Source organism: Sphingobacterium sp. UBA5789 (genome assembly GCF_002418355.1).
Taxonomy (GTDB): domain Bacteria; phylum Bacteroidota; class Bacteroidia; order Sphingobacteriales; family Sphingobacteriaceae; genus Sphingobacterium.
In genome coordinates this window covers 792,066-807,523 of record NZ_DIDX01000004.1, presented here as the reverse complement: position 1 = coordinate 807,523, position 15,458 = coordinate 792,066, and the positions used below count along the sequence as shown (strand labels likewise).

Sequence of the window (15,458 nt, the reverse complement as noted above, 5' to 3'; positions counted from 1 at the left end):
TTGTATCAATAACCGTTTTCGAAAGATGCAGAAATCAGAGTATGTTTTTTTACCAGTAAAATATGGAGAGATCAGTAGAACAACCAAACGGAGAAAATCAACCTGCCGGAAAAAGTAAGAAAGGTTTATATATTACATTGACTATTTTATGCTTGCTTATTTTGGGAGCAGGCGGATACTACTTTGCGGTGTATAAAAATGGTGGTCAATCCTTAGACGACAGTAATGCTGAAAGGCAAGAGGCAATAAATTCTATTTTTTCTGTTTCAGAATATGATAATATTCCTGATAACTATAAAGCGTTTATTTATAATTTTTTAGAATATAATAATTATCTGGACGGAACGGAGTTCTTAACCAAAATCGCTGACAGAGCGAAGTCTGTTTATGCTTTCGGAAATTTTACCGGCGATGACGATAATGAAGATGACATGGCTGTATTGTTCGAAAAGAATGACTATAAAAGCAGTTCTCTTGTTATATTCAATCATAAAGGTGAAGGACTTTTAATAAAAGATTATGAAAGTGAATTGCCGGTTATTAATTCATTTAAGGCAGGAGCCAGAATATACATGGATGAAGCTAAGCTTGTACCGGCTCCCTGTGCCGGGTTAATCATTAAAAACGAAAACACGAAGTATGCATTGGTATATGATAAAAAGACGAAGAAGTTTAACTCCTATTATCAATATACACAGCAGGAAATAGAAAATATGGATCAGATGGGATCGGAAGATGATATATCCGGCGATACTCCGGAAGAAATAGAATCTACACCTGATAGTACACATACTATAGCAGAGGGCGATCAATAACGCAGACTTCTCGACACTTTGTAATTTATCTTCTATCGTATTTTTGTACAATAATTTAGATAAAGAAGAATGCTTATTCTTATTTTTGCGAAATGGAATTTTCTTCAAAATTATTGCAGCAGGCAGTAGATGAATTTGGGCGTTTACCGGGAATAGGACAAAAAACAGCATTAAGGTTGGTCTTGCACCTGTTGAAGCAATCTGATGGAGAAGTTTTGCGTTTTACAGGGGCGCTCAATCAACTCAAAGAGCAGATTAAGTACTGTAAGGAATGCTTTAATATTTCAGATCATGATATCTGTGAAATCTGTAGTTCACTCAAACGGGACAAATCTTTGATCTGTGTCGTAGAAGATACCAGAGATGTCATGGCGATAGAGAATACCAATCAGTATCAGGGCGTATATCATGTGCTGGGAGGCCTGATATCTCCTATGGATGGTGTAGGTCCTTCAGATCTCAAAATAGAAGGACTCGTAGAGCGTCTTCGTGCCGGTCATGTGAAGGAAGTAATTTTAGCTTTAAGTGCCACGATGGAAGGGGATACGACAATATTCTACCTGTACCGTAAATTAAAAGAATTTGATATTCAGATCAGCACCATTGCCAGAGGTATTGCATTTGGTGGCGAGCTGGAATATGTAGACGAAATTACACTTGGGCGTTCAATTGCGACAAGAGTTCCATATGAGCGGAATATAGGATAATTTTAAATCAATAAACCGGGCTTAACCCGGTTTATTGATTTAATCCTAATCTTTTCAACGCCCAGATAAACCCAAAAGCAACCAATACCAATATAGCAGCATCGATATACCATAAGGTATGATATCCCCAGAGAGCTACTGTCTTTGTACCCAGAAAGGGACCAAAGATATTGGATGAAGCAAAAGCAATAGAATTCATACCCATATATGCTCCCTGTGTATTGCGTGTAGAGCGCAAAGCAGTAACGGTAGCCATAAATGGTAATGTAAGCATCTCTCCAAGCGAAAGCATAAACATCGCTATATACAGCCAGGCTATTCCAAAATTAAAATTGAGCATCAGATAGGAGAGACCCGCACATAATGTTCCGTAAAAGAGTATGCGTGTAATAGTGGCCCGATGTTCAACAATATGTACGAGCAGCATTTCAAATACAACAATTACAAATCCGCTGAAGCCGAGTATCATGCCGATTTCACGTTCATTCATATGGTGAACATCCTGATAGAAAAGAGGAAGTGTACTGATCAGTTGAAAAAAGGCCATTGAAAACAGACAACAGAGAATAGAAAAAAGTATAAATGGTCCATCTGTATAGGGATTCCTGTCTTTCACTTCCGTCTGTAATTCCTTTTCTGATTTTTTAGTTATTTTATTTCCTTTTTTATTGTAGAAAAAGTAAAGGAAAACAACCGCTGCTATAGCTACCGCGATAGCATTTCCATAGAAAATCCAGTTGTATGAAAATGCAGCCAGAAAACCTCCCAACGCAGGACCAATCGAAAAACCCAGGTTGACCGCCATTCTGTTTAGTGAATAAGCTTTCGTCAGGTTTTCCGGTTTGGCATAGCGTGCCACTGATACCGAGTTTGCAGGTCTGAACGTGTCGGCCACCAGACTGAGTACAAAAACAATAGCGGCCATAGATTCGAATGTACGGAACATCGGCATCAGCAAAAATAAAGGAGCGGTCATAATCAGACTGATAGACTGTACTTTGAAATTCCCAATTCTGTCTGTAAGCCATCCGCCTAGCCAGGATCCGGCTACGGATCCGCAGCCATAGCAGGCTAATACAATACCTACATGGGAGATGTCAAAGCCAAGTTGTTTGGTCATATACATACCCAAAAATGGTATTACCATAGAGCCCATCCTGTTGATTAGCATCACTAAGGCGAGGAGCCAGGCTGCCGGGGAAAGTCCACTGTAAGACTTGATATATATTTGTATAATTCTTTTCATGAGATAAATGTTGTAGTTTCTGTCAGTTCATTTTATCCGCAAAAGGATGTAAATGATTCTTTCAGAAGTAGTCAAAAAAAAATGTCAAACCGGGTGATGATGATCAGACGCCCGATTTGACATTTTAATATGCTAACTTTTTATAGTTTTTATGTTAAAATCGAGGGTTTTATATGATGATCGACCTGATATACGACAGACTCGATGCGCTTCTTTCCCGAATAAGGTTTTAAAATGAAATCAATGCGTCCCAAATTAATTCCGGCAAAACCGACCTGATTGACAATCGTCTGTTCTCCAGCCATATTACGGACAGAGACTGGTTTATCTAAAAAGGTATGCGTATGCCCACCTATAATCAGATCAATATATTGAGTCTTCTCTGCTAACACGAGATCAGAAACTTTGTCTGAATCGTATTTGTAACCCAAATGAGAAAGACAGATCACCAGATCACATTTCTCTTCTTTTTTCAGCTTTTCAGCAATCCGGTTCGCTACAGGAATCGGATCCAGATACTTCATGCCTTTGCAATTAGTAGGATCTACGAGGCCATTTACATCTATACAGACACCAAATACCCCGATTTTGATACCTCCTCTTTTGAAGATGGTATAATCCTGTGTTTTGCCCTGCAATACCGTTCCTGTAAAGTCATAGTTGGCTGTCAGGAAAGGGAATTTTGCATGATCCAGATATTTAACTAGTCCATCCAGTCCGTTGTCAAACTCATGATTACCAAACGTCCCTGCATCATAACCCAGTTTGGTCATCAGATCCAATTCCAGCTTACCGCCAAAGAGATTGAAATAGGGTGTGCCCTGAAACATATCTCCTGCATCAAGCAAAAGAACGTTTTTCTCCTCTTTTCTGATCTTCTGAATCAATGTACTTCTGCGGGCTACGCCGCCAAGTCCCTGATTTCTGGATCCATCCATCGGAAAGGGTTCTATTCGGCTATGTACATCGTTTGTATGCAGTATCGTGATTTTTACTTCCGAATCAGCCAGTGCATCCAGAGGTATGTTACTCAAAGCAGCAGTTGCACCTAGTGCACCTAAACCTTTGATAAAGACTCTTCTATTGACTGATTTTAACTCTTCCATCTAATACTGCATTAATATGTTTTCCGGCTTTCGTTTGTCTGCCGATATAATCCATAAGACCTTCACGGACTTTACTTTCATAGTCTTTTCGTGATACCGGGCTGGCTAAAGCATCCAGATTGTCTCCGCCATTAGCGATATAATCATAGGTCACCATTTTATAATGTTTGGCTGGATCAATATCCTGACCATTAATCTTCACTGATGTTGCTTTTTTACCCACGATCTCCATTCGCATACCACCTATAGGTTGACCTCCTGTCTGTGCAATGAAGTCAGCCAGTGTCAATACATCCTTACCTGACAATTCAAGTATAGAGATCTTATTCTCAAAAGGCATGATCTCAAATATTTTACCTACAGTAATATCACCTTGTCTCATATCTGTACGGATACCACCTTTGGTCGCAAATGAAAATACAGCATCCTTATCCAGTGTTTTTCCGATATCCAGAAGAGCGTCAGCAAAAAAGTTTCCAATAAGACTCTCTGCATCCCGTGTCTTGGTCAGATAGGTGTCTGAATAACCAATTACACGGTTCATTTCAGATTCCATTTGTTGCTTATAAGGTGCGTAAAGTGCTATTACTGCAGAATCTGCAGTAATAGTGTTATTCATTTCATAGCCCTGATAGGAGTCGGATGCCCGGGTGTAGAGCGTCTTGCACGAGGTGAATCCCATGAAGCCCAAACCTATTACTAATGCCAGGGAACGGATGTTAAATCTATACATAAAACGACAAGATAAATGTGTCGGCAAAAATAATTGAGACAAAGGTAGATAAAATATCCATTTTTAGCCTTAAAATACCATGAAACTTATATGAATAAATTTGTGCTATTTTTTGAGGTTAAGAAGAAGCCCGTGATTCTGTTTTTTTAAGTTGCATAGCTACTTTTCTCTCTTTTTTCAATACAAGCTGCTAATAAAATGCGGTGCTTTTTAAGGAGAGATCCTGGTTTAGCGGGAGAGAGGTTTAGTTGACTGTTTACCAATTATTATAGGAATAATACATTCTGTTGCCGGTGGGGACACCGGCAAACGCATTTAGGGCTAAAGAATCTTCTTCTGAAGGAAATGCTACTTTCATTAAATGCTACTTAAGGTTAGTTTACGCTATACCTACAAAATTCTCTCCTTTTTAAGGAGAGATCCCGGTTTTACCGGGAGAGAGGTTTAGTTGACTGTTCACCGATTATTATAAGACTACTGCATTCTGTTGCCGGTGGGGACACCGGCAAACGCCTTTGATAGTAAAGGAGAGAGGTTTAATTGCGTAAATTAACTGTTCACCATTATTATAAACTACTGCATCTGTTGCCGGTGGGGACACTGACAAACGTGTAGTGGAATAAAGATTATAAGATTTTTTAATAGTTTTATTTCTCCAAATTCTTAACTATTGTTCTGAAGGTAAGATTGATGCGTGGTCCGAAAATACGTTTGGTAGGAGGCAAGCGATGCATCCAATGGGTCTGTGTAGTACCTTTCATGACAAGCAGACTTCCATGTTCCAATACCATAGCGATTATTTGCTTGGTTTCCTTATGCTTGAAAGCAAATTTACGTTCAGCACCAAAACTCATAGAGGCAATAGCTCCGTTTTTTTTAAGATCTTTTTCGCCATCACTGTGCCATGCCATTCCTTCATCTCCGCTATGATAGAGATTTAACAGACAGGAATTGTATTTCTCTCCGGTATGTTCTTCTGCAATTTCTTTCAGTTTTAATAAATCTTCTGTCCATGGAAGTGCCGATTTAGTAATATTAGAATACGTGTAAGAAAAGGTCTGATCTCCGTACCAGGCGACCTTTCTTTTTGTCTCAATATGTTTTCCGAATATTACTGCCTGATCATTTTTCCATGCAATATGCTGAAGAAGACGTTCGTAATAGGCGGATGCTTCCTCTGCAGACAGCACTATACCATAATAATATACTTCCCCGTCTTGCGGAAGCAGATTTCGTGATATATAACTTTGATCCTCAAATAATTTCATGTCTTTACCTTTCTGCGCAGTTATGAATCGGTCACAGTATCCTGAAGAGCGCTTTCCCATCCTATAATAGCGGTTTTCCGTGTTGGTCCCCACATATATCCGCCTATTGTGCCGGACGACTGGATAACGCGATGACATGGAATCAGAAAAGCGACAGGATTACTGCCTATTGCTGTTCCAACAGCTCTTGAAGCCTTAGTGTTTCCGATTTCTTTTGCCAGTTGTCCATATGTCGCCAATTGTCCCATAGGTATTCTTAATAATGTTTCCCAGACTTTTAACTGAAAGGGAGTTCCTTTAAGATGCAATTTGATCTCCGAAAGTCTGGACCAGTCATTCTGAAAGATCAGGGCAGCATGCTGCTGCATATTATCGGTTCCTGTTATTAAACAAGCATGAGGAAAACGTTGCCGCAATTGTGCTACGCCATCGTCTTCATGATCCGTAAACCCCATAAAGCAAATGCCTTTTTCAGTAGAGCCGATAATGAGTTTACCAAACGGACTTTCGGTAAAACTATAGCGGATAAGAAGTTTTTTTCCACCATTTTTGTATTCTGCCGGAGTCATTCCTTCAATTTTGATAAAAAGATCATGCAGTCGGCTTGTGCTGGATAAACCAGTGTCATACGTCGCATCAAACAGCGAAATGTGTCTGTCTTCTCTTAAAAGTTTCTTAGCATGTTCTACAGATATATACTGCAAAAATTTTTTTGGACTTGTTCCCGCCCATGAGGCAAACATACGTTGAAAGTGTGCAGGGCTTACATGAATATGTGCCGCTACTTCCTCGATGGAGGGTTGTGTCTTGAAATGATCACGAATATAGGTGATCGCATTTGCGATACGTTGATAGTCTACTTCTTGTTGAGTCTCCATGATAATTATTTTATAAGACAAATATCCGTATGTTGTTTGTCTTATAAAATCCGAATACTGCTATTTTTCAGTATCCGGATTTTCAGTATTGTTCAGCTTACTATTGTCCATCCCTTTTGAGTAAATAATAGCTCTGCTTAAGTTTGTATTACACCTACATTGTATCGTTCTGTTATCGGAGCATGGTTTGCAGCTTCTATTCCCATACTGATTACTTTGCGTGTTTCGTCCGGATGAATAACACCATCAACCCATAGTCGTGCTGCTGCATAGTATGGACTTAACTGTTCGTTGTACTTGTCTTCAATACTTTTTAAAAGGGCTTTTTGCTCTGTTTCAGTAATCGATACTCCTTTACTTTTTAAAGCAGCATCCTGAATCTGCAAGAGGGTTTTTCCTGCAGCTGCTCCGCTCATTACGGCGATCTGTGCTGTGGGCCATGCATAAATGAGGCGGGGATCGTAAGCTTTGCCACACATCGCATAATTACCAGCTCCATAGCTGTTTCCAATCATAAAGGTGAATTTAGGGACAACCGAATTCGCCATTGCGTTTACCATTTTTGCACCGTCTTTAATAATGCCTCCATGTTCAGAACGGCTTCCGACCATAAAACCGGTTACATCCTGAAAAAATACCAATGGAATGGACTGTTGATTACAATTCATAATGAATCTTGCAGCCTTGTCCGCCGAATCACTATAAATAACACCTCCCATCTGCATTTCAACAGATCCTCCTGCTTTTTTTGCCTTCACTACTTCACGCTGATTGGCAACAATACCTACCGCCCAACCATCTACACGAGCCAATCCGCAGACGATGGTTTTGCCATAATCTTTTTTATATTCTTCAAATGTGTTTTCATCAACAATAGCTTCTATTATACGCTTCATATCATAGGGTTTTGTCCTGTCAAGAGGCATAATATCAATAATTTTTCCTGCCGTTGAGGCTGGTTTTGATGATTCTTTTCTGTTAAACTGTGCTTTAGGCTGTTCTCCGAATTTATCTATCACTTGTTTGATGGCATCCAGACAGGCTTCATCTGTAGGATACTTATTATCTGTAACACCGGAAATTTCAGAATGCGTAGCTGCACCTCCCAATGTTTCCGCATCAACTGTTTCTCCTATCGATGACTTGACCAGATAGGGGCCTGCAAGGAATACCGAACCTGTACCTTCTACTATAAAAGCATAGTCTGACATGATAGGGAGGTACGCACCACCTGCCACACAACTTCCCATTATAGCAGCCAGTTGTGGGATGCCCATAGACGACATTTTTGCATTATTTCTGAAAATACGTCCAAAGTGCTCCTTATCGGGGAATATTTCATCCTGCATAGGTAAAAATACACCTGCTGAATCTACTAGATAAATAATAGGGATATGGTTTTCCATAGCTATCTCCTGAGCACGGAGATTTTTTTTACAACTGATCGGAAACCAGGCTCCAGCTTTGACTGTAGCATCATTGGAGACGATAACACATTGTTTGCCTTGTACATAACCTAATACACATACCGCCCCGCCATTTGGACAGCCACCTTCGTCTTCGTACATTCCATCTCCCGCAAATATACCTATCTCCAGAAAGTCACGATTGTCATCCAGTAAATAGTGTATGCGTTCCCAGGCCGTAAGTTTACCCTTTTGTTTATGTTTCTCAATTTTGTCCAGTCCACCGCCTAATGCCAGTGTCTCTTTCTTTTTGTTTAAAACATCAATTAAGTCATTCATTTGCAATTTTGGTTTATAAGGGGTGTTTATATTAATAATTTCTTAATACGGGATAAAAATAAAACAATATTTTGATATTTTTGTAATTGTATATATAATAGTTTGTATATATTTGATTCGAAAATCACCAATAATTATAAACACGTAAATAATAAATTATGTTTGTCGCTAACGTAGACCAGATGGAATTAATCAGGCAGAGTGCTGCTGATTTTGCAACGAATTTTATTAAACCACATATCATGGAGTGGGATGAGGCTCAAACCTTTCCCGTAGAGCTGTTCAGGAAGATGGGATCTTATGGTTTCATGGGAATTATTGTGCCTGAAGAATACGGAGGTGCAGGACTAGGTTATCAGGAGTACATTACTATTCTGGATGAAATATCCAAAGTTTGTGGTTCAATAGGGCTTTCCGTGGCAGCACATAATTCATTGTGTACCAATCACATTCTTAGTTTTGCGAATGAGGAACAAAAGAAAAAATACCTGCCTAAACTGGCTACAGCCGAATGGATAGGCGCATGGGGGCTGACAGAAACCGGTTCCGGATCTGATGCGGGAGGTCTGACGACTGTTGCAGAGCGGGATGGAGATTATTTTATCCTGAACGGGTCGAAAAATTTTATTACACACGCCATCAGTTCTGAAGTTGCGGTTGTTATCACACGTACCGGTCAAAAGGGGGATAAAAAAGGTATGACTGCTTTTATCATCGAAAAAGGTACACCGGGATTTTCAGCGGGAAAGAAAGAGAATAAATTAGGAATGCGAGCTTCAGAAACGGCATGTTTATTCTTTGATAATTGCAGAGTACACAAGGATCAGATCATCGGTGAAGAGGGACAGGGTTTTGTACAAGCATTAAAATTACTGGATGGAGGACGCATATCTATTGCTGCATTATCACTTGGTATAGCACGTGGTGCTTATGAGTGTGCCTTAAAATATGCGAATGAACGCGAACAATTTAATCAGAAAATATTTGATTTTCAGGCTGTAGGGTTTAAATTAGCAGAAATGGCGACACAGGTAGAAGCTGCAGAGCTTCTGACTCGCCAGGCTGCATATTTAAAAGAATCAGGTACGAAGTCTTCCAAGATCAGTGCAATGGCGAAGTTATATGCATCTGAAGCCGCAGTAGAAGTGTCGAATGAAAGTGTACAGATTTTTGGAGGATATGGATTTACAAAAGATTATCCTGCAGAAAAGTACTTTAGAGATGCCAAATTGTGTACCATCGGAGAAGGAACATCCAGCATCCAGAAAATGGTTATAGCAAGAGAAATTCAAAAAGATGTCAGATCTTAAAAAAAATATCACTTTAGTAGAGTGTCCGCGTGATGCCATTCAGGGATTGCACGGACAGATATCTACAGAAAAGAAAGTTGCATATATTAATTTTCTGATTCGTACAGGATTGTTTGAATGTATAGATTTCGGAAGTTTTGTATCTCCTGCAGCTGTACCTCAGATGTCAGATACAGAAGCTGTTGTCCGGCAGCTGGATCTGGTCAATGACACCAGACTTCTGGCTATTGTAGTCAACGAGAAGGGAGTGGAGCGTGCTTCTGCTTTTGAGCAGATCCATTATCTGGGCTATCCTTTTTCCATATCAGAAGAGTTTCAGCTCCGCAATACCAACGCAAATCTGCAGCAGTCTTTTGAACGGTTGAAATATATTGTCGAACGTACTAAATCCGCAGGAAAAGAACCTGTGGTTTATATTTCTATGGCATTTGGTAATCCGTATCAGGAGATATGGAGCGAGCAGCTGGTTATTGACTGGCTGGGCAAAATTGCTGAATTAGGCGTCACACGGTTCTTGCTGGCTGATACTACGGGTGAGGCTTCTGTAGCACAGATCGACAGCCTGTTTCATAAGGTATATGAATTGTTTGGTGGGCTACACATAGGAGCACATTTTCACTCTACCAAATTGAATAGTATGGACAAAATAAAAGCTGCTTATGCATCCGGATGTAAAACATTTGACGGGGCTATGTTAGGATATGGCGGCTGTCCTTTTGCAAAAGATGATCTTGTTGGTAATATTGCAATGGAGGATCTTCTGTTGTTTTTTGAGAGAGGTAATGCGTCCCAGATTGAGGAGTTGAAACAACAATTTAATACATTAATCAGTTAGTACCATGAGTAGCATTTCCTATCATTTTATCCGAACCGATCTAACAGACCATGTATTTTACCTCACCTTAGCCCGTCCCGGCAAACGCAATGCTTTTACACCGACTATGGTGAATGAGATCAGACATGCATTACAGGAAGCAAATAATGACACAGCTGTACGCGTAGTGGTAATAAAAGCTGAAGGACCGGTATTCTGTGCAGGAATGGATCTCAAAGCATTTGAAAATCCGGAAGCTGATACCATAAATCCGGATATTACGAATGCCGATATTTCTCTGGGAGCAGTCATAGCCGAGCTTAACAAACCTTCTGTCTGTATAATAGAAGGAGACGTATATGCCGGAGGTTTTCTTATCTTTCTGGAATGTACTTATGTCTTTGCTAAGCAAAGTGTACGGTTTTCCCTACCGGAAGTACGTATCGGAATATTTCCCTTTCAGGTGCTGGCCTCTTTGCTCAAACATCTTCCGGATGCTAAGGCTATGGATCTGTGCATACGAGGTACTTCATTTACCGCCTCACAGGCACATGAACTTGGATTAATCACGGATTTTGTTGAAAATGAAGACGATCATAAGATCAAAATGCTGATTGCTGATCTGATAATGGGTGCTCCATTGGCAATAAAGAAAGGTTTTGAAGCCTTGAAACAGATTAAGGAACTGGCTGCTACTGACCGCTATGCGTACCTGTTAAAGGTATTACATGAACTGAAAGAATCAGAAGATGCCAAAGAGGGACTTGCTGCCCAACGTGATAAGCGTCAGCCGGATTGGAAAAACGGTTAAATTTATACAGAAAATAAAAAGGGATATTCAACTACTTGAATATCCCTTATAATAACATAGACAGATTAATAGGTCAGTCTGTGAATACCATTAATTGTTCCGCCCTCGACTTTCAATCCCTGTGTAGCCGTGTTTGTTGCAGTATCAAAGATATAAACATAGCTGTCCCCTGTATCTAAGGTTAAGCCTACATATGCTTTGGTTCCGTCCGGAGAAAGGGCTCCGTAGTTGCTCGATGTTGTACTTGCTATGTTAACAGGGGCACCTGTAACCCAGGTAACAGTTTGAGCATATACATCAGCAATCGCAAATTTGATTCCTACAGTAGATTTTGATTGTGTATATGACTGCACCAAAAATTTACCTTTACCGATATAACGTGCTGAATTGATTTTGAAGCCATTTGTTTTCTCCTCAAAATTGAAGAAATAGCTTTTGTCAAATTCCGTAGTTCCTTTTTTGATACGAACGATAGCTGATGGGTTTTTTGAAACAATATTTTCTCCGATTTTTACAGTAGCACCTGAAAAGCCATATGCATCTCCCTGCTCATCTACAAATAATCCATTTTTAAAGTAACCACCCAGGTAACTGGTACGGTTGTCTTTGATTACTTTTTCGACTTTCAGATCCGGAAAAGATATTACAGCAACCCATGTGCTGTCCGGATAAGCGGTACCAAAGGTATCTCCGCAACATCCCTTTATACTCATATAAGGAGCCAGTAACTTATCTCCAAACTGAGTGGCCCAGGTAAAGTGAGCACGTTCACCATTACCTGCTAATTTGACAATATTGATTTCCTTATCTGCTTTGATTCCCGGGTTTACTGCATCAATACGATAGACAAGGGAATTTTCGTTGCCTGAACGAGGAACTTTAAACAGAACAAGTTCATCATTCATCGGCGCAAATACCTGAACAGTCTCAGTCACAAAATTGGAGACTTTTACAAGCTTACCTTCTGTATTTAATGCGTAAGACGTAACAGCGCCCGGATTACCCTGTCCGTATAGCATGCTGAAGAATTTATTCTGGTTGACTACATAGTACCGCCACGTTCCGTCCTGTTCGATACCATTACCTTTTGTAGAGATAGAGCCTTTTGTCAGGTCATCAGTTGTCAGTAAATAATCTGCAGTTCCGGCCTCTGCACTGGTAGGATGAGCAGCAATAACATATTTTACTTTATTCCCTTCACCTGGTGTAATGTTGGTGTCAATCGTTCCTTTGTCTTTGGAACAGGCGTTAAAACCTATAAGGGCAGTAGCTGAAAGTAAAGTTAGATTTTTAAATGTTCTGATCATGAGTATGTAATTTTAGTTATTAATATTATTTTGAGTTGTAAAAAAAATCTAGTTAGATATAAAGTAGCGTGCTTTCAGGAAGAATCCTCTTGATGGCTTCGGCAATCTGAAATTGTCAAATAACTGGGCATTAGTTATATTTTTGCATTCCAGACCTATATTATACCGACCATTGTTAAAGCTATATACAGCATTGACATCATGCCCCAGTTGTGTACCGATGTCCAGTTTTTCTGCGCCCTGACTTGGCCAGTAGAGATACATGCTGTGTACATAGAGCAGGTTGTAACCGATACTCAGATTGTTCCCTTTTGTGCCCAGATCGGAGAGGAATACTGTTGCATCAAAATTGCCGTACAGATAAGGAATATTTGGCATCCTGTCATTGTAGACGATACTTACATTTGCGTTGTCGTTTTCGTATTTGGTTTTATTCCTGAAGTCATGATAAGACATATTCGCTCCTGCTGTGAAGAATTTCTTATAGGAATACCGAATCTCAGCGTCTATACCTTTATTGGTTACACTGGCTCTGTTTTCCATAATAGTCTTGACCATGTTTACATTAAATTTTTCACGGATAAAATCTTTGGAATCTCTGTACAGAAGTCCCAGATCCACAGCAAATCGGTGATCATGATTAATCGAGAACATATAATTCACACCCAGATTATAATTGTCACTGGATTCCGGTTTCAGGTCCAGATTACTTGATTTCAAAATTTCATCCCCGAATACCTCTTCCGCTTCCGGCATACGCTTCGCATTTTCGTACGAAGCTTTTAATTGCAGAGAAGGAGTAAGGAAATAAGTACCGGCTATTCCATATCCTATTTTGTTATAATTCGTTTGCTGATGGTTGTATGCTACATCACCGTAGTTGCCAGATGGATTATAGCTGGAGCTGTATTTAAGCCGTTGGAAGTAATTTTTGAAAAATCCTGTGACATTCCATTTGCCATCATGATTGTAGCGGTAGGCTAAGCCTGTAATATTTTTACTTGATTTTCTGGGAAGATCATAGGCGACGTTTTCAGGATACAGTTCGTCAGATCCTTTTCTGTTAAATGTAGAATAGGTATTGTTCAATACAACAGCATTTCGTTCATTAATATCATATGAAATCGTTGTAGCGGCCAGGCCTGTATTATTTCTGTACTTGTAGAGACTTCGGCTTTGCTCGCCCCCCAGACCCGAATAGTATTTAGGCGTACCGTACCAATCGTACCTCACATAAGTCGTATCGATGTTCTGTTCATGCCCCAGGTTAATATTCGCATTCACACTTGCTGTCAATCCTTTAATGAAAAGATCTCTTTTCTGGTATCTCAAAGTGGGTGTAATAATGTCTCCCTTGCGGTACCAGGATCCGAATACAGATTCAATACGCGCACCAGTCTGCATTTCTTTATAACTCTTACCCAATTGTATTCCTACTAAAAGTCGGTCTGCATAGCTTTTGCCAACGACTCCGGTCTGAAGAATAATCGCTTCATTGTGGTAGGTGTCGTGAAAGCGTTTTACATTTTGAGGACCATCAGGAACAGATATTCTGTAGTTGTTGTCTGAATAATTCTGGTAAGCATTTAGCTGTAGTGTATAGCCGGATTTAGAAGTCAGACCCGCATTTATAGTGGTTCGGTGTGTATTAAACGATCCATAAGAATAAGAGGCATCTATATAATTCTTTTTAGAGCTGCCGGTGACGATATTAATTGCGCCTCCCATAGCATCAGCGCCCAACCATACAGGTACGACACCTCGGTATACTTCCACACGTTCGGCCAGATTGATCGGAATATTATTGAGTTGAAAAGAAGATCCGAAGCCTTCCATAGGAATACCATCGATGAATATTTTTATCTGTTTACCAGAGTAACCATTGATAGACAGATTCATATCTGAACCCACACCACCGGTTTCCCGGACTCTTACTCCGGACACTCTATCCAATGCATGTCCAATATCAAGTGTGGTATTGTGGAGTTTTGTAGCATCTAATGCGGTGACATTGTAGGCTTGTTTGTTGACTTCTTCTACTTTAGTGCGGCCTAACACCATGACTTCCTCTATTTGCTCTGTAGAGCGGGTAAGTGAAATGACGGGAAGTGTCTGCTTGTTTGGTCCGATTTGGATCTCTTCACTCCATCTGCTGTGTCCTATTGCAGATACTACGATTTTATATTTCCCTGAAGGGAGATTTTTAAATGTAAATTTTCCGTTTTCATCGGTAATCGCATTTTTGGATAAGGAAGGGATTTTAACTGTCGCACCGGCTAAAGGTATATCTTCACTCATTATCTGCCCTGTAAGTTCATGTTGCTGAAGCTGAATTGTCAACAGGCTGTTATTCGGATTGCCGGCTGCATAAAGAGCAGAACTGCAAATCACATGGGCAAAGAGAAGGGCGCCACATATTTTTTTGCCGGAGATATTCGGAAGTAGATTAAAAATGGGGTAATTGTGTTGCATGTTGGATTTGTTCAATAGATGTCGTTGATGTTAATAGTTGCAAGTGAATAATATGAGCTGTAAACCTATTTTTACATATCAGTTATTTGCTTTATAAGCATGTATGAAATGCTTTATTTTTATTTAGATTAAATATAAACAGTGCAAATTTAGAAAGAAATAATAAGCAGACAAGTTTTTTTTAATCTTTTTTGAATAGTTGTGTTTTAGGCCTTGTTTATATGTTTAGGGCTTATTTTTTCCTCT

At 39.7% G+C, this 15,458-nt stretch carries 13 protein-coding genes; 5 read left to right on the top strand and 8 right to left on the bottom strand.

Features of this window, described 5'->3' with window-relative positions; translation table 11 throughout:
• Positions 1 to 62 precede the first annotated feature (62 nt).
• On the top strand, positions 63 to 815 hold the full coding sequence (locus tag B4B65_RS12810) for a hypothetical protein (RefSeq protein ID WP_293915986.1): 753 nt from the start codon (positions 63 to 65) through the stop codon (positions 813 to 815).
• 92 nt (positions 816 to 907) lie between these two features.
• Entirely contained in the window at positions 908 to 1,522 is a 615-nt protein-coding gene (recR, locus tag B4B65_RS12805) for a recombination mediator RecR (RefSeq protein WP_201679406.1), read from the top strand.
• A 31-nt stretch (positions 1,523 to 1,553) separates the two neighbouring features.
• Here the strand turns inward: recR and B4B65_RS12800 are convergent, their stop codons facing one another.
• The 6 genes from B4B65_RS12800 to B4B65_RS12775 all read right to left on the bottom strand — a co-directional run bounded on the left by B4B65_RS12800 (position 1,554) and on the right by B4B65_RS12775 (position 8,498).
• Entirely contained in the window at positions 1,554 to 2,768 is a 1,215-nt protein-coding gene (locus B4B65_RS12800; protein WP_201679405.1) for an MFS transporter, read from the bottom strand.
• Positions 2,769 to 2,917: 149 nt separating this feature from the next.
• Positions 2,918 to 3,874: a metallophosphoesterase gene (locus tag B4B65_RS12795; protein ID WP_002994836.1), complete on the bottom strand. Its 957-nt coding sequence runs from the start codon at positions 3,872 to 3,874 to the stop codon at positions 2,918 to 2,920.
• Complete coding sequence (locus B4B65_RS12790; RefSeq protein ID WP_293915985.1) at positions 3,849 to 4,607, bottom strand: 5'-nucleotidase C-terminal domain-containing protein; 759 nt, start codon at positions 4,605 to 4,607, stop codon at positions 3,849 to 3,851. Before B4B65_RS12790 ends, B4B65_RS12795 begins: the two co-directional genes overlap by 26 nt.
• Before the next feature lie 647 nt (positions 4,608 to 5,254).
• Positions 5,255 to 5,875 carry an alpha-ketoglutarate-dependent dioxygenase AlkB family protein gene (locus tag B4B65_RS12785; protein WP_293915984.1) on the bottom strand — a complete coding sequence of 207 codons (621 nt, stop codon included), beginning with the start codon at positions 5,873 to 5,875 and terminating at the stop codon, positions 5,255 to 5,257.
• Positions 5,876 to 5,895: 20 nt separating this feature from the next.
• Positions 5,896 to 6,762: a methylated-DNA--[protein]-cysteine S-methyltransferase gene (locus B4B65_RS12780; protein WP_293916772.1), complete on the bottom strand. Its 867-nt coding sequence runs from the start codon at positions 6,760 to 6,762 to the stop codon at positions 5,896 to 5,898.
• Between the two features lie 128 nt (positions 6,763 to 6,890).
• The gene (locus B4B65_RS12775) at positions 6,891 to 8,498 is read right to left on the bottom strand and encodes an acyl-CoA carboxylase subunit beta (protein WP_293915983.1); all 1,608 of its coding nucleotides are present in this window, start codon (positions 8,496 to 8,498) and stop codon (positions 6,891 to 6,893) included.
• Positions 8,499 to 8,656: 158 nt separating this feature from the next.
• On the opposite strand from B4B65_RS12775, the gene B4B65_RS12770 reads away from it, so the two are divergent.
• The 3 genes from B4B65_RS12770 to B4B65_RS12760 are packed head-to-tail and all read left to right on the top strand — an operon-like array spanning position 8,657 to position 11,433.
• Positions 8,657 to 9,808 (top strand): acyl-CoA dehydrogenase family protein, encoded by a 1,152-nt coding sequence (locus B4B65_RS12770; protein ID WP_201679402.1) that lies wholly within the window; start codon positions 8,657 to 8,659, stop codon positions 9,806 to 9,808.
• On the top strand, positions 9,795 to 10,643 hold the full coding sequence (locus B4B65_RS12765) for a hydroxymethylglutaryl-CoA lyase (protein WP_293915981.1): 849 nt from the start codon (positions 9,795 to 9,797) through the stop codon (positions 10,641 to 10,643). The genes B4B65_RS12770 and B4B65_RS12765 overlap by 14 nt, the downstream gene beginning before the upstream one ends.
• 4 nt (positions 10,644 to 10,647) lie before the next feature.
• A complete protein-coding gene (locus tag B4B65_RS12760) occupies positions 10,648 to 11,433 on the top strand; it encodes an enoyl-CoA hydratase/isomerase family protein (protein WP_293915979.1) in 786 nt (261 codons plus the stop codon).
• Positions 11,434 to 11,498: 65 nt separating this feature from the next.
• On the opposite strand, the gene B4B65_RS12755 is transcribed toward B4B65_RS12760, so the two are convergent.
• Both B4B65_RS12755 and B4B65_RS12750 read right to left on the bottom strand, forming a co-directional pair.
• Complete coding sequence (locus B4B65_RS12755; RefSeq protein ID WP_201679399.1) at positions 11,499 to 12,740, bottom strand: DUF4374 domain-containing protein; 1,242 nt, start codon at positions 12,738 to 12,740, stop codon at positions 11,499 to 11,501.
• A gap of 48 nt (positions 12,741 to 12,788) precedes the next feature.
• Entirely contained in the window at positions 12,789 to 15,212 is a 2,424-nt protein-coding gene (locus B4B65_RS12750; RefSeq protein WP_293915978.1) for a TonB-dependent receptor, read from the bottom strand.
• Positions 15,213 to 15,458 lie beyond the last annotated feature (246 nt).